Raw genomic sequence first — 1,086 nt, forward strand, 5'->3', positions numbered from 1 at the left:
TAATTCCTTACCTATGCTTTTGTTCAGTTTTCAAAGAACTTTTTGTCTCGGAGAGACATTTATTGATTTTACGCATTAAAAAAGAAAATGTCAACACATTTTCTAAAAATGGTGGAGCTTAGCGGGATCGAACCGCTGACCTCCTGCGTGCAAGGCAGGCGCTCTCCCAGCTGAGCTAAAGCCCCATGTTTTAGATAAAATGGTCGGGAAGACAGGATTTGAACCTGCGACCCCCTGGTCCCAAACCAGGTGCTCTACCAAGCTGAGCCACTTCCCGTTATATGGCGCGCCCTGAGAGATTCGAACTCCCGACCTTTTGATTCGTAGTCAAACACTCTATCCAGCTGAGCTAAGGGCGCATATAAAATTAAAAATCTAGAATGGTACCGAGGGCCGGACTCGAACCGGCACGATAGTCACCTACCGCAGGATTTTAAGTCCTGTGTGTCTGCCATTCCACCACCCCGGCAGCATGCATTATGGAGCGGAAGACGGGATTCGAACCCGCGACCCCCACCTTGGCAAGGTGGTATTCTACCACTGAACTACTTCCGCATGCTTTTTTAAAATGTGGAATTAAATTATAAAGTTAAATTAATATGGTGCGGGTGAAGGGACTCGAACCCCCACGTCAATGACACTAGATCCTAAGTCTAGCGCGTCTGCCAATTCCGCCACACCCGCATATTAATTTGAAAATGGTGAGCCATGAAGGACTCGAACCTTCGACCCTCTGATTAAAAGTCAGATGCTCTACCGACTGAGCTAATGGCTCTCAAAAATGGTGCCGGCTAGAGGACTTGAACCCCCAACCTACTGATTACAAGTCAGTTGCTCTACCAATTGAGCTAAACCGGCGTAAATGGTGGAGGATGACGGGTTCGAACCGCCGACCCCCTGCTTGTAAGGCAGGTGCTCTCCCAGCTGAGCTAATCCTCCATATGTATGCCTGGCCACGTCCTACTCTTACAGGGGGAAACCCCCAACTACCATCGCCGCTGAAGAGCTTAACTTCCGTGTTCGGTATGGGAACGGGTGTGGCCTCTTCGCCATCATGACCAGACTGTATTCTTTTAGAAAGATTGC

The 1,086-nt window shown here is 48.8% G+C and carries 9 tRNA genes and 1 rRNA gene; all 10 read right to left on the reverse strand.

The features are described 5' to 3' along the window. Positions 1-109 precede the first annotated feature (109 nt). Positions 110-185, reverse strand: a tRNA-Ala gene (locus tag CGZ90_RS19865). 15 nt (positions 186-200) lie between these two features. After that, positions 201-277, reverse strand: a tRNA-Pro gene (locus CGZ90_RS19870). A gap of 5 nt (positions 278-282) precedes the next feature. Then, a tRNA-Arg gene (locus tag CGZ90_RS19875) sits at positions 283-359 on the reverse strand. A 22-nt stretch (positions 360-381) separates the two neighbouring features. Further along, positions 382-469, reverse strand: a tRNA-Leu gene (locus CGZ90_RS19880). Between the two features lie 11 nt (positions 470-480). Continuing rightward, a tRNA-Gly gene (locus tag CGZ90_RS19885) sits at positions 481-555 on the reverse strand. A gap of 45 nt (positions 556-600) precedes the next feature. Next, positions 601-684 (reverse strand) — tRNA-Leu (locus tag CGZ90_RS19890). Between the two features lie 15 nt (positions 685-699). Next, positions 700-775 (reverse strand) — tRNA-Lys (locus tag CGZ90_RS19895). 7 nt (positions 776-782) lie between these two features. Then, a tRNA-Thr gene (locus tag CGZ90_RS19900) sits at positions 783-858 on the reverse strand. A gap of 5 nt (positions 859-863) precedes the next feature. Further along, positions 864-939, reverse strand: a tRNA-Val gene (locus tag CGZ90_RS19905). A gap of 8 nt (positions 940-947) precedes the next feature. Next, positions 948-1,063, reverse strand: a 5S ribosomal RNA gene (gene rrf, locus CGZ90_RS19910). Positions 1,064-1,086 lie beyond the last annotated feature (23 nt).

The organism is Fictibacillus aquaticus (assembly GCF_002245695.1).
GTDB lineage: Bacteria > Bacillota > Bacilli > Bacillales > Fictibacillaceae > Fictibacillus > Fictibacillus aquaticus.